This is a genomic window from Exiguobacterium sp. s132 (genome assembly GCF_018617235.1).
GTDB classification, from domain to species: Bacteria; Bacillota; Bacilli; order Exiguobacteriales; family Exiguobacteriaceae; genus Exiguobacterium; species Exiguobacterium profundum.
Genome location: NZ_JACSJU010000001.1, coordinates 1,878,450 through 1,897,661 on the forward strand (window position 1 = coordinate 1,878,450; position 19,212 = coordinate 1,897,661).

Genomic DNA, 19,212 nt, shown 5'->3' on the forward strand with positions numbered 1-19,212 from the left:
TTGATGCTAGATAAGTACCCGTTCAAGATTCACAATCCAAAAGAAAAGAATAGCTTTTTGATACGAATGACATTTCGTCATGAAACGGTTTAACAAATGTGTAATGAGTTTTTACTTTCTTTTGTGAATATTTTTAATTTATATGGGTATTATGGGAAGTAGAAGGTAGGACATTTGGATTATTTTCACTTTGAGATTTTGCGAATGTCGCATTCTCCCAAAGTAGTCAATCGATTCAGGTTCCTCCCTTTTCATATCTCGTCACCGGACACATATTCTAGCTTTCCTTCAGGACCACCATTGTTTAACCACACCATGACCTTTGAAGCCACGACTTGCTTCTGAAAAGGAGAGACATCACGATGAAACGATGGACAGAGCAACAGATCCTCTCATGCCTAAGACAAGCAGCGAATGAACTTGAAGAATTTGACACAAAACAGTACACACTATGGGCCCGAAACAAAGACGTCCCCTCCCTATCGACCGTGATTTACAAATTTGGTTCTTGGCGGGAAGCCGTTCAAGCGGCGGAGATTAAGATGTTGTATCGTTATTATTCAGATGAAGATATTTTGACCGCACTGATTGAGGCCTCAGAAGAACTTGAACTCTTCACGAGCCAAACGTATCGTGCCTGGGCAAAAATCTCGCAAGCCCCTTCTTTGACGCTGATCAGCAGCCGGTTCGGTTCGTGGTCGAATGCGTTACGTGAAGCCAAGCTTCAAACGACAACGGTACGGAACAATGAAGAACGGATCATTCAAGCCTTGATTGAAGCCTCCGAAAAGTTAGAGCGTCTCACGTCCCAACATTACGCCGTTTGGGCACAGGAAAAAGGCTATCCGACGGTAGCGACAATCGCTCGCAAATACGGATCATGGAGCTATGCGCTATTTGTCTTGGATATCGCTCCTCCGAAACGTAAATGGGATGAGGAAGATGTCATTGATGCCTTGCAGTTAGCCAAAACAGAGCTACCACATTTTAGTATCCTCCACTACCGGAAATGGGCCGAAGGTCGAAATGTTCCGAGTACATCGACAATCAATGCCTTATTCGGAAGCTGGACGGCTGCTTTAAAATGTATGGAGGAACAAAAAGTAAAACAGTAATCCATACAGATGAACTCATACAAAAAGCGCCGACTCTTTTCGAGTCGACGCTTTTTTCATGTGACGATCGCAATGTATAGCGGGATTCCAACTAACAGGTTGAACGGGAACGTGACAGCTAGCGAAAGGGTCAAATAAAATGATGGTTTCGCTTCTGGGACCGAGGCTTGTAACATGGCGGGAGCGGCGATATACGACCCACTCGCTGCGAGTGTCATCAAGAGGATCGTTCCGCCGTCAGATAAATTGGCAATCCCCGCTGCAATAAAGCCGACAAGTGCTCCGACTAACGGAAACACCATCCCCATCATCATAAATTTTAGTCCATATGACGGGACCGTTTTCAACTGCTGTCCGACTTTCATTCCTAGACCTAGTAAGAATAAGAGTAAAACGCCCGGGAACAAGTCGACGAAAAATGGTTTGAGCGGTGTGGCGTCTGGTGTCACCAGTCCAACAATCAGACCTGCAAACATCAAGAGGATACTTTTCGAGAACAAACTCTCCCGCAACACCGATAGAGAGTTCGCCTTCCCTGACGTAGCCGTGATTCCCATCACGTGTGTCTGATTATACAGCAGTAACGCCACAATCAGGCCGGGAATTTCAAGGACGACGACTAGTGTTGTCATGAACGGCTCGTACGCAATCCCGAGACGCTCGAGCTGTGTCGATGCTGCTACATAGGTGACGAGTGACACCGAGCCGAACGTCGCAGCCATGGCAATTCGCTCAGGGAATGAGAATTTGAACATTCCTCCGACATAGAATGCGAGAAGCGGTAGCAAAATCCCAATCAACAGCGTCACGGTCAGCGGTAATGCGATGTCTTCAAAAGATACCGAGGCGAGTCCCATACCTCCCTTCAGTCCGATAGCAAGCAGTAAGTAAATATTGAGCGTCGTACTCAATGAATCCGGGATCTTTAAGTTTGATTTTCCGACTGCGGCGATAACGCCCGTCACAAACAGTAGTACCGGGGCGCTCGTCAATAAAAATAAAAACAATTCCATACATCTTCCTCCCTGGCGACAAAAAAGCGCACACCTAAAGAAGGCGTGCGCTGTATGCCGACGGCTCGAATAATCGCTCCGTCAGGCCGACAACTGTCGGTTTATTGAATTGGTCAGTAGCTCCGTAACAAGATTTCGAAAGCACGCTTCATCTTGACTCGTCCAGTCGATTCTCTATACGTCTCTGCCTTTCATTTTAAGAAGGTGGCGTTTCATTGTCAATCGGTTTGATCCCAAGGGGCATCTAGACGAAACACGATGAGACGCTCCCCTGTTTTCGTACTGATGTCCGTATGGAGCGAGACAATCGAACGACCGAGTACTTGTCCGACAATCGTTTCGAGTTGACTCCGCCCTGATTCGACGAGATTGTTGCGATATTTCTTCAATTGCTCGCGACCTGAAGACTTGGTAGCCAAATCATACTCGGCCGGCGTCAACACGCCTTGGAGTGTGACGATGGCGAGATCTCGAAGCAGGTCTGCCTTACACGTCAATGACCCGCGACCCAAATATTCTTTCTCCCATTGGGTAATCCGAGCGCTCAGTTCCATTTCCAGCTGACCCTTTTTCCGCATTTACTTCACGAATCCAATCATCATCTCACGAAGAATCTTAGCTGCTGCGATGGCAGTCATATCTGACTGATCGTATGCCGGTGACACTTCGACAAGGTCTGCACCGATGATGTCGAGGTCTGCGTTTGCAATGGCATGTACCGCTTCGAGCAATTCTTTCGTTGAGATGCCACCGATTTCTTGCGTCCCTGTCCCTGGTGCCGCTGACGGGTCGAGGACGTCGATGTCGATCGTGACGTATACTTTTTTGCCAGCGAGTGTCGGTAAGACGCGTTTGAGTGGTTCGATCACTTCAAATTGATGCATGTTGTAGCCGACTTCACGAGCCCACTCAAACTCTTCTTTCATCCCTGAACGGATTCCGAACGAATAGCAGTTCGATGGTCCAATCAAGTTTGCCGCTTTTTTGAGCGGAGTCGAGTGTGAGAGCGGCTCGCCTTCATACTCATCTCGAAGGTCCGTATGCGCATCCAAGTGGAGGATGACAAAGTCGTTGCCGTAAACGTCATGCATCGCTTTGATGATCGGCCATGTGACAAGGTGCTCACCGCCCATGCCGAGTGGGAACTTGCCTGCTTTGACGACATCTTTGACGAACGCCTCGATCATATCGAGCGACTTCGGTGCGTTCCCGAATGGAAGCGGGATATCTCCTGCATCGTACACCGCGGCATCAGCCAAGTCACCGTCTAAATACGGGCTATATTCCTCGAGTCCAATCGATACTTCACGAATCCGGTTCGGACCGAAACGCGAGCCTGGACGGAAGCTGACTGTCCAGTCCATCGGCATCCCGTAAAGAACCGTCTTCGCCTCTGTCACCTCTGGGAGGCTGGCGATAAACACTTTACCTGAGTAGGCTTCATCGAAACGCTTAATCATTTTGTTAAGTCCTCCACGAATTTCGGAAGAACGAACGCTGCATTGTGAAGCTTCGGCGTATAGTACTTCGTTTCGATGTCATGGAACCGCTCAGCTGATACTTGTTCCGGGTCGTATTTCTTCGAACCGATCGTGAACGTCCACATGCCACTCGGGTACGTTGGTACGTTTGCTGTGTACAACTTCGTGATTGGGAAGATTTCCTTCACGTCACGTTGAACCGTTTGGATGAGTTCTGGTGTGAACCATGGGTTATCCGTTTGAGCCACAAAGATGCCATCCTCTTTGAGCGCTTTTGAAATCCCTGCATAGAAACCTTTTGTGAAGAGGTTGGCTGCTGGTCCGACCGGTTCAGTCGAGTCGACCATGATGACGTCGTACTCGTTTTCTGACTTCGCGATATGCATGAATCCGTCACCGACGATGACTTCAACACGCGGGTTATCGAGCTCACCCGCAATATTTGGTAAGTATTTCTTCGAATATTCAATAACTTTCCCGTCGATATCCACGAGAACTGCTTTTTCTACTGATGGGTGTTTCATAATTTCACGGATGACACCGCCATCTCCCCCACCGACTACGAGCACATGCTTCGGATTCGGGTGTGTAAAGAGTGGGACGTGTGCGACCATCTCGTGATAGACGAATTCGTCCTTATCCGTCGTCATGACCATCCCGTCAAGTAACAACATCGTTCCGAACTCGTCCGTTTCGACCATCTCTAGTCGTTGAAACTCCGTTTGTTCGCTCTCATAAACGTGGTTTACACGGAACGTAATCCCGTAATCTTCTGTTTGGTGCTCCGTAAACCATAACTTTAATTTTTGGTCCATCGATAGAACCCCTTTCTGTTCAAAAAGTTGTTCGTATGCGAGTGGCGTTTTGAGGCGCTTCTTAATCATACGATAGGAAGTATACAAAACCTGTACCCATTTTGCACGATTTTTTTGCGGAATCGGTCTTGAATGTGAGTTTTTTGTGAGACGTTGCCGATATACTGATTGAACCAATTCTGAATCGAAAGGTGGAATAGTATGTGGTCACCCTGTGCTTCTTGTAACACAACCATTCCTTTGATTGCTCAAGGAACACTCGTCACGAAATTCAAGGAATACTCTTACAAAACGTTTGAAGAACTCGATACGCTCCTTCTGCATGCGGAAGGAACGGTTTACTGTGTCGATTATAACTCGAAAAGTCAGACGCCTCCGCTCGAGGTCGAAGCACTAAAAGATCAGCTTGCGCATCGGCACATCATTGAACAGATTCAGCACGGCACGTTCGAGAGTCACCTCCAACCGATCATCTTCCTCGATTCAACGGAAACGTTCGGATATGAAGCGCTCCTCCGCAGTAGCGCCAACATTTCACCTGGTGACCTATTCCGGACGGCAAACCGTTTCGGTCTCCATTCGAAACTCGATCAACGTGCCCGCGCGGAAGCAATCAAAGCAACGTTTGAAGCCGTTGCTCCTCAGCAAAAGACGTTCATCAACTTCTTACCTTCGACCATTTATAACCCGGACTATTGTCTCCAGCACACGTTTGACATCATTGACCGATATGACCTCAGCCCGGACCGCTTTATCTTTGAAGTCGTGGAGACGGAGAAGGTACATGACGTGGATCATCTCCAACACGTGTTTTCGACATATAAAAAGCGAGGGATGAAAGTAGCATTAGACGATGTCGGGGCAGGCTTCTCGACAATCGATATGTTGAAGCGGCTCGAACCGGACTATGTCAAAATTGACCGTTCCTATATCTCGTTTTGTGATGAAGACGCTGAAAAACGCGCTTTCCTCAAACAAGTGCGTGCGTTAACCCATTCGATGGGCATCACCCTTCTTGCTGAAGGAATAGAACGTATGGAAGAGGCAGATGTCTGTCGTGAGCTCGGATTCGATTTAGCGCAAGGATATTTCTTCGGAAAACCGGCCCCTGCCAATCAATACAAGATTGAAATCGCATAAGTCATCACTTTCAAAAGCACAGGAATCGACTTCGTCGTCATCCTGTGTTTTTTCATTTACCGGTCCCTTATGATCACTTCCTTATTGTTTCATCTACTTTTAGGTTTCGTTCAGAGATGTTCAGGAGATAGCATATTATAGAAGGTTGACGGGAGCGAAAGAGGTGGATATGTAGATGAAATCATGGATTGTCAGTGGCTATGCAATCGTACTAGGAATCATCATCGGTTTAGTAAGTTGGCTTTTCTTGTCCGTCGTTTATAAAGGGATTCACGTTGTATGGCATACGGTACCTGAGCAATTTGATATTCCGTTTTATCTGTTTCTCGTACCGGTCATCGCTGGTGTAAGCATCGGTCTGTTGCAACGTCGGTATGGGCAAATGCCTCGTCTCATGCCAGAAGTGATGGAAGAACGAAAAGATACCGGTCGTATCGACTATCGCTTGATTGGATTCACAACGTTGACCGCCCTCCTCGTTCTCATCGGAGGTGCAAGCCTCGGTCCTGAGGCCGCGCTCGTCGGCATCGTCGGCGGACTCACGACATGGTTCTCCGAGCGAATCCGCTATGTTCGTCAAGAGTTAGGTGAATTACAAGAAGTCGGTCATGCCGTCGTGCTCGGGATTGTCTTCAACGCGCCACTATTTGGTGCGATTGCGGCTGAGGAGAACGAGCAGAAGAAACAACCGATGCTAAACCTTCTGGCGACACTCGCCGGGATTGGGACGTTTTATTTATTGAACCAATTGGATGAGCGTCCCCCGTTCATCATTAAGTTCCCTGCGATTGAAAGTGTCCAAATCGATTGGACGATGTTATTGATTGTTCTTGGCGGCATGGTTCTCGGCTGGCTTTATTTGGTGAGTGAACATGCATTGATGCGACTTTTTTCAAACATACCAATCTTATTGCTTACAACGCTCGGTGGAGTCGGAATCGGGATCATGGCTCTTCTTTATCCGGACCTCCTCTTCTCCGGAGAAGAAACTATTCTTGAGTATATCGACGAGTGGCGACTGATTCCTCTCTATACCCTTCTCTTATTTAGTGTACTGAAACTGCTTTTTACCGCATTCTGTTTAGCGACTGGTTGGCGTGGTGGGCACATCTATCCTCTTCTTTTTTCTTCATTCACGCTCGGTTACTTCTTCAGTTTACTGTTTGACATCGATATGACATTTTCCGTCGTCTTGACAACGAGCGCCTTACTGGCGACGGCGATGCGACAACCGCTGGCTATTATCGTACTACTCGTTCTCTTTTTCCCTCCGAATAGTTGGCTCTATGTATTCGCAGTCGTTGCAATCGTTTCAAAAATTCCACTTCCATCGTTCATCCATTCACCAGCGAAAGCTTGATTTTAGATATTGAAAAAAGGGTAAGAGATGAATAGTTATGCACTCTCTCGAAAGGAGGAACGGTTGTGAGCGAATATGAAATGGCCATTGAAAACCTAATTGACGCAGTTAGTTCGGATTGGATTAGCATCATTTTAGCTATTTTAGTCGTGATTATGGGGATTGTCGTCTTCATTTATGTCGTCATGACAATCGTCGACATGTTTTTGTCCAAGGATATCGTCTGGGGAATCGTTGAAGTCATCGCTCTATTCGTAGGACTGGCAGTGCTCTTGTCCGTCTTCTACTATTGGAATCGGAATCGGGTCAAAGCACAGTTTGGTCTCTTCCTCGTCTTGTTCTCTCTCGCAGTGAATGTGTACTTCTTCGTTCGCTATGCGGATGAAATCAATGCTGTTTTGAACAGCGTGTACTAAAAAACGAGGGGGAATTCCCCCTCGTTTTCATCGTTCATCGAAATATAGAAAGGTGGTGTTTCCTTTGAAACGTCGCGTAATTCAACTGATCATCATGGTGATCAGTGTTATCTTGCTTATCGGTCTCTTGTTCTGGCTCGACGTCCTTATTCCTATATTAATTGGAATCGCCATCATCGCACCGCTCGTCGTCGGATGGCAAATTCTATTTGACCAAGTACAACCTCAAGGGAAGCTCGCCTGGTTACTGACCGTCTTCTTCATTCCATTCATCGGTGTCTTGGCATGGGTCATGTTTGGCCGTACGCCACGCCGTCATCGACGCTTCAAACGAACGTCATCAGAGATCCAGATGCTACGGCAAGCAATCGAAAGCGAGAAAATTGAAACTTCACCTGATATTGTGTCGTCTTACCCGTTGACACGGACACTCGAAAAATTAGGCGCATCCGGTGCCGATGGTCATACTTCGACTAAACTGCTCGTCAACGGTGAACAGAAATTTGATGCATTATTAGACGCCATCAACAGTGCAACCGATCATATCCACATCCAATACTACCTCTTTCGGACGGATGACATTTCGTTAAAAGTTAGAGACGCCCTCATTCAAAAATCGAATGAAAATGTCATTGTCCGCTTTCTGTATGACGGACTCGGTAGCCAAGAAATCGGGGAAGAGTTTATCCAACCGTTACGGGAGTCCCGTGTCCACGTTCAGGCGTTCGACCCCGTTTTGCATCCGTACCTGGTGTTTAACGCCAACTTCCGCAATCATCAAAAACTGATTGTCGTGGATGGGCGAATCGCGCTAACAGGCGGGTTGAATGTCGGGGATGAATATCTTGGGAAGAATGATAAACTCGGTTTTTGGCGTGACACCCATCTCCGTCTTGAAGGTCCGCTCGTCCGAGAATTGCAACAGCTCTTTGTCGAGAACTGGCTATACGCAGGACAAGGGACGAGTGATGAAACATGGGATTTGTTCGCAGATGAAGAGCACCTCTCTCAGTACTTTGTGAATGAACCGAAAGGGCAAAACGGTGCGACACAACTACTCGTCACATCGCCTGGTAAAGACGTCACGATTCGCGATGGACTCATGCGTCTGTTGATGGATGCCAAAGAATCGATTTGGCTCACCACCCCATACCTTGTCCCCCCACCTGAACTATTGGCCATTCTTGAAGTCGCAGGTCGTAGTGGCATCGATGTCCGAATCGTTGTACCGGGCAAAGGAGACGAATGGTTTAGCTTCCATGCGACCGAGTATTATTTTGAACAATTGTTGAAGCGCAATATCAAAATTTATAAATACAATCGCCATTTTATCCATGCGAAAACACTACTGATTGATGGCAAAGTTGCCCTCGTCGGGTCAGCCAACTTCGATTTTCGTAGTATGTTTCTAAACCACGAGATGATGATTGCCCAATTCGATACTACATCCATTCAAGAACTGCACGAGGCATTCCTGAAGGACTTTGAAGAATCCATTTTAATCGATTGGACCATGTTGCGGAAAAAGACGACCGGCAAACGTTTCGTCGAAGCGTTTTGTCACATTTTCTCGCCACTCCTTTGACGCATTCGCCAAACAAGATACGTCATGGCGACGACACCAACTAAAAACAATTGCCATCCAATCGTTAACTGCATCGCTGCCGTCACCGCCAGTCCTTCCATAATCAAGGCAGGAATCTTTCCAATCGTACTTGCTACTGCGAACGAGGCGAGCGTCATGCGACTGAACGCCGCCGATAACGTGACGAGACCAGAAGGAACGAATGGCATAAGACGCATCCCGAGGACGAGAAACCAAGCCTCGGCTCCTTCGGACTCCCGAAGCCGTTGGAATCGGCTACCATTCGGAGAAACATAACGGTGTAGGGCTTTCCGATAAAGGATGAAACTCACGACGGCGCCAACTGCCTCCCCGACAATCGATACGAGGATGCCCGGCACGAGACCGAGGACACTCACATTGACGGCTGTCAAAAAAGCACTAGGGAGGACACCGGCGACCGCAATCACACTATTCAGTAAAATACTGATCATCAAAAATAAAGGGAGCGGGAGCGGAAGCAGTTCCCATTCCATAACAATCACTCTTTCTATTCACAAAATAAGGACCATGACATGTCGTCATGATCCTTTACTATATCATAGCGATGATGAAGAGGTTGCACCGGCTTCATCCCACGAGTCTTCGTCGACTGGTGGTAAATGTTTTTCTTCCAATTTCGAAACGACAACCGCACATGCCGCATCCCCCGTGATGTTGACTGATGTGCGAAGCATATCAAGAATACGGTCTACTCCGATAATGAGAGCGATTCCCTCTACCGGTAAGTTGACTGACTGAAGGACGAGCGCAAGCATGACAAGTCCGACTCCCGGTACACCCGCTGTCCCGATCGAAGCGAGGACCGCTGTGATGACGACCGTCAACAACTGAGTCATTGTTAAGTCAGAAGCGAACACTTGCGCGATGAAAATCGTCGCAACCCCTTGCATGATCGCTGTTCCGTCCATGTTGACCGTTGCCCCAAGTGGCTGTACGAACGACGAAATCGAACGCGGCACACCGAGTTTTTTCTGTGCGACTTCCATCGATACTGGAAGCGTCGCATTTGACGAAGAAGTCGAGAACGCGAACGTCATCGCCTCATAGAAGTTCTTGAAGAAGAAGACTGGGCTCATCTTCCCGATGAAGTAAACCGCTGCCCCGTAGACAATCGTTGCATGTAAGAATAGCGTCAAGACGACGGCAATCATATACCACGCCATTGCGACAACCGCGTCGAGACCGATGCCTCCGATTGCAGAAGCAATCAATGCGAATGCGCCGTATGGAGCGAGCTTCATCACAAGATGAATCAAGTACATCATAATGCGATCGCCTTGTTTGACGAATTGACGCCACGTTTTCGCCTTGTCCCCGAGGGCAATCAGCGCAAACCCAATCAATGCAGCAAAGACGATGATTTGAAGCATGTTTCCTTCAGCGAGCGCCGTAATCGGATTCGTTGGAATCATATTGACGAATGTCTGTACGATATTAGACGATTCCTCGGTCGCTGTTGATTCAAATTCAAGACCTGTCGTTTGGAAGTCCCCACGCTCCCCTGGCTGTAAGACGGATGCAACACCCATCGCTAACATGATCGCGAGCGCTGTAGTCGCTAAGAAGAACAGAATCGACTTCGACCCGACTCGACCTAGTTCTTTCGGGTCCCCGAGACCCATGACGCCTAAAATAATTGAGAAGAAGACAATCGGTACGACTAACATTTTAATTAAATTCAAAAAGATCGTTCCGACCGGAGATAAAATATACGGATTCACAATCTCATAAACATTATCCGGCAAGCCCGCCAATCCGAGACCAACAACAACACCTAGCGCGAGACCGATTAAGATTTTTTTCGTTTCGCTCATCGTATCACCCTTTCTTTTTTTCACAATGTAGTCAGTATATCATAATACTGAATTTTCATACAATTACAACTGAATATCTCTTCAGTTACAAATTCTCTTGAAATTCCCAAAAACTTGAAACAAAAAAGATTGGAGACGAAAATTCGTCCAATCTTTTTACTCAGCGTCTACACGCTCGAGCTCTGCATGAAGTTCAGTCGAGTTTGCCCAAATCTCAGGGCGATGTTCTTGTAAGAAGTTCGCTAAAACGTCGCGGGACGGAGCGTCCATCATGTCGATTAAAATCCGACCCTTTAACGATTTATCCATTTGATTAACGTGATACGGTAATAATTTATAACCCCGTCTCGCTTCCACGTCAACTAACATGTCACATGCCGCGACACCGCCATAATAAAAGCCTTCCGGTTTTCGACCGACCGTCACCCACACGATCCAATACGGTTTCCCGTTCGGTACCGCTTCCGGGTCCGTCAAAAACTTAATCCGTTTCTCGATGGCAGACTTGGCGTGCATCGCTCCCATATCGATTGTTGCAACGCCTTCTTCGACATCGATGATGACCGGAGACATGTTATTTAAACTAAGCGAACCGACACCAAAACCACCGTGTCCGTCCGTCGCATCGTCTGAAATAATATTAAAATTAATGTCTTTCATGTTCCACCCTCCCTCTCTACTGTACACAATGATATAGGATGGTGGCAATCCTGAGTCACACCCACTCGATTTGAAAGCGTCCCCCTGGACCGATCTGTTGGATTAATGAACGATCTTCTTCAATGATCCTTCCGATGACATTGACGCGCTCATCTGCCGGCAAATCCCGCTTCGTTATTTGCAGTTCCCCTGCATAACGACCGTAACGTTCATTGTCGATCGTGATACTGCCGAGCACTCGTTCTTCTGTATCTCGCGGTTGAATCAAATGGTCCCCAGGTCGTCCATACGCTCTCGATTCGACCGAACGGATGACGTCCCGGCCTGGGTCCATCCGATTCGTGTGACTGGTTGGAACCGAATCATCATGATTTCGTGTGGTCGCTCGAAGAACGATGACGCCATCGTCGTACTCCCGAAACTGTCGCATCGTCTGATTGGATATACATGGATCTCCAATCAAGATTCGATCGACCCTCGCTTGTAAATCGATATAACACGAAAACGGAGATTGGTGGCGGTGCATCTCGAGTGTCGGTAATGTCTCATGAAGGGGGCCACGTAACCGTTCATCTCCAGGGATGAATGCTTGTACCCGTATTCCTTGCGCATGTAACCAGTCGTTTCTTTCATCAAACCAAGAACGCTCGAGTCCTGTTTCCGGACGGGGATAAAAGTTATGCCACGCTTCGACATGCTCACGTCGTAGCCCTTGTCGTAGCATCTCTTCAAGCTCTGCTTCCGTGAGCGTACTCGCATTGAGGGCGACCATCATATGTCGTGATAAATCCGCCACTTGTTTCGGTGTGACACCATAGTCAACACGTAACCCGGTGACACCCCACTCCAACAGCGCATGAGCATCATCCCAAGTCTTACCGAGTGCCTGTAGAGACGATGGAGCGATATCCGCCACGAGTTCCATCTTTAGACGACTTGCCAACGCACCTAATTGCTGAAGTCGTTCCGTATAAGTTGTCGGATCGTCTTCAGGAATATGGAGCGACGTGAAGATGCTCGTAAACCCTGCCTCTCGCATGCGTTCCATCCAAGCCATCGAATCAAGTGTCAGTTCATCGCCTAAGTACACTGAAATCCCTCTCATATGAATCCACCTTTCCAAAAGTAGAGAAAAAGATGACTCGACTGGAGCCATCTTTTTTTATTAAATCCCGTCTGCCATCTCTTCTTTGAAACCGAAGAAATAAGTAAACAGGAAGCCTGCCGTATATGAAATCAATAGTCCGGCAATGTACGTCAAATACATGCCATTATCAATCAATGGTGTGAGCGATAGACCGGAAACACCAACCCCGAGCGCCGCTGTCTTCATTGTCGCTTGGAAGGCACCACCGACCGCGGCCCCGAGACACGCTGTCAAGAAAGGCCGTCCGAGCGGAAGCGTGACACCATACAGGAGCGGTTCCCCGATTCCAAGGAAACCTACCGGAATGGCCCCTTTGATAATATTGCGAAGGCGTGGGTTGCGCGTCTTCACAAAGATTGCAAGCGCTGCACCGACTTGCCCCGCCCCGGCCATCGCCAAGATTGGGAGAAGGGCCGTTGTTCCGACCGTGTTCAGCAGTTCCAAATGGATTGGCGTCAAACCGTGATGCAATCCGACCATGACAAGCGGTAAGAAGAATCCGGCCAAGAGTGCCCCTGCGACAGGTCCCCCGAATTCAAGCGTCGCATTGATTCCTCGCATGATACCGTCTGACAATACGCCAGCGACCGGCATTATTGCATATAAAGCAGTAAATCCAACGATCAAGACTGTAAAGAGTGGTGTGAAAATAATATCAATGGATACCGGCATGAAGCGACGAATGTGCTTCTCGATATACGTCATGAGCCAACCGGCAAAAATAACACCGAATAATCCCCCACGCCCGACGACGAGCGGCTCCCCATAAATGACGATGTCCGCGAGAAGCGGGTTGAACAGGATCCCCCCGGCAATCGCCCCGAGTACCGGCGTTCCTCCAAACTCTTTTGCCGTGTTCCAACCGACAAGGATGGCTAAGTACGCGAAGACCGTGCTACCGAGCACGAGTAGAATCTGCATCCATGTCTCCGTCCGGTCGACGCCGGCGTTGACGGCAAAGTTCGCTGCCCCGTTAATGATCCCCGATGCGACAAGTCCCGGAATGAGCGGAATGAAGATATTCCCGAGGCGACGAAGAAATCGTTTGAACGGTGACTTTTGTTTTTCTTTCACCTTCTTGCGTTCGATTGCCGCACGCTCCTCTAACGTCAGGTTCGCATCAACCGACTCTTCCCCGATTGCGAGCCCTGTCTCATGACTCATATAATCCGCGACCCGATTCACAGTACCTGGGCCGACGACGATTTGCAGCGTCTCATCATTGATGACACCCATGACCCCGTCAATCTTTTTCAATGCGTCAATGTCTGCCTTCGTTCCATCTTTCAGCGTCAGTCGAACACGTGTCATACAATGCGCGAGTTGACGGATGTTCTCTTTCCCCCCGACATGTGCGAGGATATCCCGTGCTAAAACCTCTTCTTTCTTCATCTCGATTTCCCCCTTATAGCGCCTCGCGGACGAATCCGTTCGCGCGCTCTAATCGTTTGACAGCCTCCTCATAAGAGACGTCCGCTAAAATCATGACAATCGCCGTTTTGACGTGCCCCTTGGATGAAGCAAAATAACGCGCGGCCATTTCCATGTCGACCCCTGTCGCTTCTGCAATCATCCGCTTGGCACGCACTTCTAGCTTTTCATTCGTCGGTTGCACATCAACCATCAAGTTTTGATACACTTTCCCTACTCCAATCATCGACGTCGTCGAAATCATGTTGAGGACAAGTTTCTGTGCTGTTCCCGCCTTCAATCTCGTTGAACCGGTCAGTACTTCCGGTCCCGTTTCCACTTCAATCGGGTAATCCGCATGTCGACTGATGACTGCATCGCGATTACATGAAATTGAAGCTGTTGTGGCACCGAGTTCTCGTGCGTAATCGAGACCTCCGACCACATATGGCGTTCGACCGCTCGCTGCAATCCCAACGACTGTATCCTCTGCCGTCAAATGAAGCGCTTTCAAATCTGTGACCGCCAATTCCTTACTGTCTTCTGCTCCCTCAACGGCTTGAATGAGCGCGCGTTCGCCGCCGGCAATCAGTCCGATGACTTGATTGGGTGATACTCCAAAAGTTGGCACACACTCCGCTGCGTCTAAAATCCCTAAACGTCCACTCGTGCCCGCACCGATATAAATCAGGCGACCGCCTTTACGAAAGGATGCGATGACTCGCTCCACGACTTTTGTGATGACCGGAAGTTGCTCTTGAATCACTTGAGGAACTTTATGATCCTCTGCATTCATAATCGCCAATCGTTCCTCAATCGACATCTCGTCCAGGTGCATCGTTCGTTCATTCCGTCTTTCTGTAGCCAGTTTATCTAGCATCGCCACCATCCTTTCTTCTCTATGATTTCATCGTACTATATTGAAATTTAAAGTCAATTTATAATTTAATTTTTATGAAATTTAATTTCAAATAAACTTTAAAGAAAAACTCACTCTGAACGAATGAGTCGTTTTTTCAAGACGTGCACACGTGTTCCTTTATTCGTGATCGAATCCTTCTCATACACGTATCCGTTTCGCTCCCAAAATCGGCGAGCTCTAACATTATGAGGAAGCACGCCTAACCGAAACTCCATTTGATACGGGCGCATATATTGGTCTTCCAATTGTTCATACAACGTTTGCGCCAAACCTGTCCCATGGAGAGATTCTTCGACAACGAACAAACCAAGCCAAAGCGAGCCATCGATCGGATGTTTTTTTAAGAGGTCGGCGATTGCCACGATTCGCTCTTCTTCACGAAAAATCAGGCTAATGGTACCTTCTTCTTCAAAATCTGCCACGTTCTCGTCACGAAACATCTCGACTGTCTGTTCATTCAATCTTGCGAATGTGCGCTGGTCCATCAAAAAGCGTTGCAATTCTTGACGATCTTCAGCCGTATAAGGTTGAATCATCGGCGTAGTTTCACCATCTCATCACGGGCTTCTGCGTACCGATCAATCAACCCTTCTCCCTTCCGGTGGAGGAGTCCCATATATAACGTATCGACAATCGTCAATTGTGTCATCCGTGAGGCGATGCTCGCGATTCGGAAGTCGCTCTCGACGTTCGGTGTACAGAGTCGAACGTCCGCTTCTCGGTAAAGCGGTGATTTGTCGAGGTTAGTGATGGCGATGACCGGAACACGTTTCTTTTTCGCAAATCGGACGAGCTCGAGCACATCTTTCGTTCGTCCTGACGTGCTGATTGCGACGAATACATCAGACTTTCCTAAATGCGGGATCAGCGACAACATATAATGAAAATCGGGAGAGGTCGTGGCCGCATATCCCAGCTTCGTAAACTTATATTGCGCATCGATTGCCGCAGTCGAAGACCCCCCGACCCCGTAAAAGATGACGCGGTTCGCGCGAGCGAACAGGTCCACTGCATGTTCAAGTTCTCGTTTATCCATCGCTTCGGCGCACGCCTCGATTGCCGCCTTGTTCACATGGATGACTTTTTGGAACGAGTCATACGGCGTGTCTTTTTGCTGGAGGACGTTAAAGTCCGTCAGCGTCGTCTCCGTGACAGCCAAGTCTTTCACGAGCGCGAGCTTGAACGCTTTAAAACTATCAATTCCGACGACTCGAGCGAAGCGAACGATACTCGCCTCGGATACATCCGTCTTTTGCGCAAGCTCTTTTGTCGTCATGTTTGGAATGAGTGTTGAATGGGACAAAATATAGTCGGCGATCTTCTTTTCGACCGCTGTCATATCCTCTTTCGCTAAATCAATTTTCGTAAGTAAGGATTCCATTTGGTCATCCCCTTCCTGCAACTGTTGTTCTTTTATGATAGCGGATTCCTTCCACATATTCCAATCACCTAAAAAGATCGAGCAGGCGCCCGATCTATAAGTTGTTCGTATTGAACGTGTCGCCACCTTGAATCGATCCGTTCTCAAACCCTCTCTCGAACCACCGCATGCGTTGTTCCGACGTCCCATGCGTGAACGAGTCTGGTGTCACATATCCACGTGCCTGACGCTGCAGCGTGTCATCGCCAATCTGATGCGCGGCATTCATCGCTTCTTCCACGTCTCCCGCTTCAAGATACCCTAACCCTTGCGCGTGATGGGCCCATACGCCCGCATAGTAATCTGCCTGCAACTCGAAGCGTACGAGATAGCGATTGAATTCGGTCTCGCTCATCTCGTTACGAAGCGGCATGATTTCTTCTGTCGTCCCGAGAAGCGTTTGGACATGATGCCCGACCTCATGGGCGACAACATAAGCCATCGCGAAATCCCCTGGTGCATTGAAACGTTGACTCAATTCATCATAAAAACTCAAATCGATATACAGTTTTTGGTCGCCGGGACAATAGAACGGACCCACAGCGGAGCCGGCAATACCACAAGCGGATTCAACCTGTCCGGAAAATAGGACGAGCGTCGGCTCTTCATAGGTCATCCCATTTTCAGCGAAGATGTCTGTCCACACTTCTTCCGTATCCTTTAAGACAACCGCTACGAAATCTGCCATCTCCTCTTCACGAGCCGTTCCGGTATACGTCCCCTCCGATTGAGGTTCCCCGAGTCCGATATTGTTGACGAGATCGGTCGGGCTTCCCCCGTTCAATAATGTAAAGACGATGACGAGTATCAACCCAAGACCGCCTCCGACCCCGGCAATCCCTTTCCCTCCGATGCTACGCCCACGTCGATCCTCGACGTTCCGGCTCTGTTGTCTTCCTTTCCACTTCATCCCGATTCCTCCTACATTCGCTCTGTCTTGTTTATTACCCCAAATCCGGTAAAAGTGAGCTCATGTTTCGAGGTAGATGAGAATTTTCTTTTCTAGAGGAAGGGGATTCTCTACAATGAAAGAGACTTCAGCAAAGGAGGAATGACCATGCCTTATGTAACTGTAAAAATGCTCCCGGGCCGTACCGTGGAACAAAAACGCGCGTTGATTGAAAAAGTGACGGATGCCGTCTCCGAAACGACGAATGCGCCAAAAGAAAACATCACCGTCTTCATCGAAGAGATGGATGCGACACATTACGGACAAGCCGGTGTAATGCACGCAGATAAGAAGTAAGTGACGAACGGACTCCTGATATGGAGTCCGTTTTTTGTTCTAGTCTTCTCGGTTCACGTCGAACCGTTCACTCGGTACGGTCGGCTTAATCAAGTGACGTGTCGCTCGCCAGATGTGGTAGCCGATACGGTCGAGCCAGAGCAATACTTGTACTTTTTGTATCGTCTGGTCCATCTCCAACTGATTCGCCGCCGTTTCTTCTAGCAGCTCCGAGCGATGTGCTTTTCGATATTCCGCCAGTTGTTTTGAGGCCTGTTTCCACAGCTTCGAATCCTCTGGTGGCGTATGATGATTCAGTTGATTCACAAGGTCAAGCTCATGCAATACGAGTTCTCGTGCCGCTAAAAAGTCGGTGTCCCGAAGTGCGTGGACCGGTTCGACTTCTCGCAAGACATATAACCAGCGTTCCAGATGATCGATCGTATGCAAGAGGGATAGATGTTGGCCATAATCATTTTGCTTTCCTTCATCTTCAAGACGTATCGTGCTCAAAAAGACACGGACATCGCTCAACGTCTTGTCGACGAGCGTCAATTCATCTTCACGAAGACGTCCCTCTCGGACAAGCAATTCCGTCTCATTTCCTAAATATCGTTCGATTTCAAGTAAAGAGCGTCGTGCCGCTTCAAGAGCGACCGTAGGGAGTTGTGACATGTTTTTATCGAGCAGATGTGTCAATTTTTCGGAGCGACTCGGAATCCACTTCAGTAATCGCCGTGCGAACGTTTGATAAAATGGTAGGAATAAGATCACACCTAGTAGATGGAATGTCGTATGGAATAAGGCGAGACGTAATAAGTCGTTCCAGTTGAACCAATCGGCTACTCGATTGACGACCTCGAAGAGAACAGGGAACGTCAGCCATCCAATGAGGACGATTGACACGTGGTAGATGGCATGCCCCAATACAATGCGTCGGGCTGACTTCCAGCCTCCGATTGAACCGAGTGCCACGACGAGGCTCGTCCCCGCACTTTGACCAAGCACCAAATAAGCGGCTTGCGGGAGTGAAATCGCCGCCGTCGCGAGAGCCGTCATCGTTAGCACGAGTCCAATCGTCGATGACTGAAGGACGGCGGTCATCATAAATCCGATTCCAATCAGAAGTGCCTGATGCAGAACGGTCATCTCACCGGCCGAGCCAAACGAGAACGTGACGACATCCCGCATCGCTTCTTGAAGTGTCCCAATCCCAACAAAGATCAACCCGATACTGACGAGCAACAGTCCCACACGGCGAAGGCGCGGACTGGATAGACGAAACGCCATCCCGATTCCAATGATCGGCAAAAACAACTGGCGCACGTCTAAGTTATAGCCGAGGATGGCAATGATCCATCCCGTCGTCGCGCTGCCTACGTTTGCGCCAATTACGAGAGGTAACGATTGCGTGAACGTGAGAAGCCCCGCGCTCACAAACCCAATCGTCATCAGTGTCGTCACCGAGGAAGATTGAAACAGGGTCGTCAGCATTGCGCCGAGAGTCGCCCCTGACAAAGAGCCGTCGGTGAATTGATTCAACCGATGACGCAATCGTGTACCAGCCCATTTTTTGAGCGTATCTGTCAGTAACGTCATCCCGAGTAAAAAAATCCCGATTCCACCAATCAGTGTCGCAATCTCCAT

Annotated in this window: 20 protein-coding genes; 6 read left to right on the forward strand and 14 right to left on the reverse strand. The window is 48.5% G+C overall.

Translation table 11 applies throughout. The features are described 5' to 3' along the window. The first annotated feature begins 362 nt into the window (after positions 1 to 362). Positions 363 to 1,115, forward strand: coding sequence for a homing endonuclease associated repeat-containing protein (locus KNO78_RS09515; RefSeq protein WP_012727425.1), 753 nt, complete (start codon positions 363 to 365; stop codon positions 1,113 to 1,115). Between the two features lie 56 nt (positions 1,116 to 1,171). On the opposite strand, the gene KNO78_RS09520 is transcribed toward KNO78_RS09515, so the two are convergent. The 4 genes from KNO78_RS09520 to speE all read right to left on the reverse strand — a co-directional run bounded on the left by KNO78_RS09520 (position 1,172) and on the right by speE (position 4,424). Beyond that, entirely contained in the window at positions 1,172 to 2,128 is a 957-nt protein-coding gene (locus KNO78_RS09520) for a sodium-dependent bicarbonate transport family permease (RefSeq protein WP_159563011.1), read from the reverse strand. Between the two features lie 218 nt (positions 2,129 to 2,346). Further along, positions 2,347 to 2,706, reverse strand: a complete 360-nt coding sequence (locus KNO78_RS09525) for a Na-translocating system protein MpsC family protein (protein WP_031422162.1) — start codon at positions 2,704 to 2,706, stop codon at positions 2,347 to 2,349. Continuing rightward, entirely contained in the window at positions 2,707 to 3,588 is an 882-nt protein-coding gene (gene speB / locus KNO78_RS09530; protein ID WP_012727428.1) for an agmatinase, read from the reverse strand. Beyond that, on the reverse strand, positions 3,585 to 4,424 hold the full coding sequence (gene speE, locus KNO78_RS09535) for a polyamine aminopropyltransferase (RefSeq protein WP_012727429.1): 840 nt from the start codon (positions 4,422 to 4,424) through the stop codon (positions 3,585 to 3,587). Before speE ends, speB begins: the two co-directional genes overlap by 4 nt. A gap of 201 nt (positions 4,425 to 4,625) precedes the next feature. Between speE and KNO78_RS09540 the strand changes: the two genes are divergently transcribed. The 4 genes from KNO78_RS09540 (at position 4,626) to cls (ending at position 8,925) form a co-directional block, all read left to right on the forward strand. Further along, positions 4,626 to 5,564: an EAL domain-containing protein gene (locus tag KNO78_RS09540; RefSeq protein WP_214690419.1), complete on the forward strand. Its 939-nt coding sequence runs from the start codon at positions 4,626 to 4,628 to the stop codon at positions 5,562 to 5,564. 175 nt (positions 5,565 to 5,739) lie between these two features. Continuing rightward, positions 5,740 to 6,924, forward strand: a complete 1,185-nt coding sequence (locus KNO78_RS09545; RefSeq protein WP_214690418.1) for a chloride channel protein — start codon at positions 5,740 to 5,742, stop codon at positions 6,922 to 6,924. A gap of 65 nt (positions 6,925 to 6,989) precedes the next feature. Next, positions 6,990 to 7,340, forward strand: coding sequence for a hypothetical protein (locus KNO78_RS09550; RefSeq protein ID WP_074035622.1), 351 nt, complete (start codon positions 6,990 to 6,992; stop codon positions 7,338 to 7,340). A gap of 55 nt (positions 7,341 to 7,395) precedes the next feature. Beyond that, positions 7,396 to 8,925, forward strand: coding sequence for a cardiolipin synthase (gene cls, locus KNO78_RS09555; protein ID WP_308162704.1), 1,530 nt, complete (start codon positions 7,396 to 7,398; stop codon positions 8,923 to 8,925). Here cls and KNO78_RS09560 read toward each other — a convergent pair. From KNO78_RS09560 to ypfJ, 9 genes are all read right to left on the reverse strand, one after another. Next, positions 8,901 to 9,440 carry a TVP38/TMEM64 family protein gene (locus KNO78_RS09560; RefSeq protein WP_251125266.1) on the reverse strand — a complete coding sequence of 180 codons (540 nt, stop codon included), beginning with the start codon at positions 9,438 to 9,440 and terminating at the stop codon, positions 8,901 to 8,903. The two genes, cls and KNO78_RS09560, sit on opposite strands and share 25 nt — an antisense overlap. Before the next feature lie 63 nt (positions 9,441 to 9,503). Further along, the gene (locus KNO78_RS09565; RefSeq protein WP_074035617.1) at positions 9,504 to 10,781 is read right to left on the reverse strand and encodes a dicarboxylate/amino acid:cation symporter; all 1,278 of its coding nucleotides are present in this window, start codon (positions 10,779 to 10,781) and stop codon (positions 9,504 to 9,506) included. A gap of 156 nt (positions 10,782 to 10,937) precedes the next feature. Next, the gene (locus tag KNO78_RS09570) at positions 10,938 to 11,441 is read right to left on the reverse strand and encodes a YwhD family protein (RefSeq protein WP_031422148.1); all 504 of its coding nucleotides are present in this window, start codon (positions 11,439 to 11,441) and stop codon (positions 10,938 to 10,940) included. A gap of 55 nt (positions 11,442 to 11,496) precedes the next feature. After that, positions 11,497 to 12,546, reverse strand: a complete 1,050-nt coding sequence (locus tag KNO78_RS09575; protein ID WP_214690416.1) for a DUF871 domain-containing protein — start codon at positions 12,544 to 12,546, stop codon at positions 11,497 to 11,499. Between the two features lie 60 nt (positions 12,547 to 12,606). Beyond that, a complete protein-coding gene (locus tag KNO78_RS09580) occupies positions 12,607 to 13,980 on the reverse strand; it encodes a PTS transporter subunit EIIC (protein ID WP_031422144.1) in 1,374 nt (457 codons plus the stop codon). A gap of 13 nt (positions 13,981 to 13,993) precedes the next feature. After that, complete coding sequence (gene murQ, locus KNO78_RS09585; RefSeq protein ID WP_035387829.1) at positions 13,994 to 14,887, reverse strand: N-acetylmuramic acid 6-phosphate etherase; 894 nt, start codon at positions 14,885 to 14,887, stop codon at positions 13,994 to 13,996. A gap of 101 nt (positions 14,888 to 14,988) precedes the next feature. Continuing rightward, complete coding sequence (locus tag KNO78_RS09590) at positions 14,989 to 15,456, reverse strand: GNAT family N-acetyltransferase (protein WP_214690415.1); 468 nt, start codon at positions 15,454 to 15,456, stop codon at positions 14,989 to 14,991. Beyond that, positions 15,453 to 16,301, reverse strand: coding sequence for a MurR/RpiR family transcriptional regulator (locus KNO78_RS09595; RefSeq protein ID WP_031422140.1), 849 nt, complete (start codon positions 16,299 to 16,301; stop codon positions 15,453 to 15,455). The genes KNO78_RS09590 and KNO78_RS09595 overlap by 4 nt, the downstream gene beginning before the upstream one ends. A 94-nt stretch (positions 16,302 to 16,395) precedes the next feature. Beyond that, entirely contained in the window at positions 16,396 to 17,250 is an 855-nt protein-coding gene (gene ypfJ, locus KNO78_RS09600; RefSeq protein WP_031422139.1) for a KPN_02809 family neutral zinc metallopeptidase, read from the reverse strand. 147 nt (positions 17,251 to 17,397) lie between these two features. On the opposite strand from ypfJ, the gene KNO78_RS09605 reads away from it, so the two are divergent. After that, on the forward strand, positions 17,398 to 17,586 hold the full coding sequence (locus KNO78_RS09605) for a 2-hydroxymuconate tautomerase (protein ID WP_012727443.1): 189 nt from the start codon (positions 17,398 to 17,400) through the stop codon (positions 17,584 to 17,586). A gap of 39 nt (positions 17,587 to 17,625) precedes the next feature. Here KNO78_RS09605 and KNO78_RS09610 read toward each other — a convergent pair whose 3' ends face one another. Then, positions 17,626 to 19,212, reverse strand: a complete 1,587-nt coding sequence (locus KNO78_RS09610) for a Na/Pi cotransporter family protein (protein ID WP_214690414.1) — start codon at positions 19,210 to 19,212, stop codon at positions 17,626 to 17,628.

Coding starts and splice junctions, on each gene's coding strand:
- KNO78_RS09515 (WP_012727425.1), top strand. CDS start 363: ATGAAACGATGGACAGAGCAACAGATCCTCTCATGCCTAAGACAAGCA.
- KNO78_RS09520 (WP_159563011.1), bottom strand. CDS start 2,128: ATGGAATTGTTTTTATTTTTATTGACGAGCGCCCCGGTACTACTGTTT.
- KNO78_RS09525 (WP_031422162.1), bottom strand. CDS start 2,706: ATGCGGAAAAAGGGTCAGCTGGAAATGGAACTGAGCGCTCGGATTACC.
- speB (WP_012727428.1), bottom strand. CDS start 3,588: ATGATTAAGCGTTTCGATGAAGCCTACTCAGGTAAAGTGTTTATCGCC.
- speE (WP_012727429.1), bottom strand. CDS start 4,424: ATGGACCAAAAATTAAAGTTATGGTTTACGGAGCACCAAACAGAAGAT.
- KNO78_RS09540 (WP_214690419.1), top strand. CDS start 4,626: ATGTGGTCACCCTGTGCTTCTTGTAACACAACCATTCCTTTGATTGCT.
- KNO78_RS09545 (WP_214690418.1), top strand. CDS start 5,740: ATGAAATCATGGATTGTCAGTGGCTATGCAATCGTACTAGGAATCATC.
- KNO78_RS09560 (WP_251125266.1), bottom strand. CDS start 9,440: ATGGAATGGGAACTGCTTCCGCTCCCGCTCCCTTTATTTTTGATGATC.
- KNO78_RS09565 (WP_074035617.1), bottom strand. CDS start 10,781: ATGAGCGAAACGAAAAAAATCTTAATCGGTCTCGCGCTAGGTGTTGTT.
- KNO78_RS09570 (WP_031422148.1), bottom strand. CDS start 11,441: ATGAAAGACATTAATTTTAATATTATTTCAGACGATGCGACGGACGGA.
- KNO78_RS09575 (WP_214690416.1), bottom strand. CDS start 12,546: ATGAGAGGGATTTCAGTGTACTTAGGCGATGAACTGACACTTGATTCG.
- KNO78_RS09580 (WP_031422144.1), bottom strand. CDS start 13,980: ATGAAGAAAGAAGAGGTTTTAGCACGGGATATCCTCGCACATGTCGGG.
- murQ (WP_035387829.1), bottom strand. CDS start 14,887: ATGGTGGCGATGCTAGATAAACTGGCTACAGAAAGACGGAATGAACGA.
- KNO78_RS09590 (WP_214690415.1), bottom strand. CDS start 15,456: ATGATTCAACCTTATACGGCTGAAGATCGTCAAGAATTGCAACGCTTT.
- KNO78_RS09595 (WP_031422140.1), bottom strand. CDS start 16,301: ATGGAATCCTTACTTACGAAAATTGATTTAGCGAAAGAGGATATGACA.
- ypfJ (WP_031422139.1), bottom strand. CDS start 17,250: ATGAAGTGGAAAGGAAGACAACAGAGCCGGAACGTCGAGGATCGACGT.
- KNO78_RS09605 (WP_012727443.1), top strand. CDS start 17,398: ATGCCTTATGTAACTGTAAAAATGCTCCCGGGCCGTACCGTGGAACAA.
- KNO78_RS09610 (WP_214690414.1), bottom strand. CDS start 19,212: ATGGAGATTGCGACACTGATTGGTGGAATCGGGATTTTTTTACTCGGG.